This is a genomic window from uncultured Psychroserpens sp. (genome assembly GCF_947503375.1).
Classification (GTDB): Bacteria; Bacteroidota; Bacteroidia; order Flavobacteriales; family Flavobacteriaceae; genus Psychroserpens.
Window position 1 is genome coordinate 1 of the sequence record NZ_CANNDQ010000028.1, and the last position, 458, is coordinate 458.

The 458-nt window shown below is 33.4% G+C and carries 1 protein-coding gene; it reads right to left on the bottom strand.

All coding sequences use genetic code 11. The features are described 5' to 3' along the window. The coding region (locus Q0876_RS15645) for a M23 family metallopeptidase (RefSeq protein WP_299229821.1) at positions 1–368 on the bottom strand (368 nt) is incomplete at its 3' end. Positions 369–458: the final 90 nt, after the last annotated feature.

The window sequence follows — 458 nt, forward strand, 5'->3', positions numbered from 1 at the left end:
CCAATTGTTCCGATTTTCGTTCCTTTCTTAATCCACTGCTTTTCTTTTACTAGAATTGTATCGCAATGTGCATATAACGATTCTATCATTTTTCCGTTTGGCATTTTATGAATAATACGGATTACATTTCCCCATCCGCCACCATGATTATCCGCAAATTTCACATAACCATTCGCAATCGAATAAATTGGATCTCCAAGATCAGAATTTCCACCAGTCACAGCATTCCAATCATCACCTAAATGCATGTTTTCTTGAAATTTTTGAGCATTGTAATAACCTTTAGCATCTGGTTTCCCTACAGGAAAGTCAAATGATTTGGAAACATAAAGTGAATCGTAGACAAATTCGGGTTTACTTTCTATCATTCTTTCAGTTTCAACTTTAGTTTGAGTTTCGGTAACTGAATTATTATTTTCTTGTTTGCAACTAAGAAGAAAACAAAATACAAAAATGAA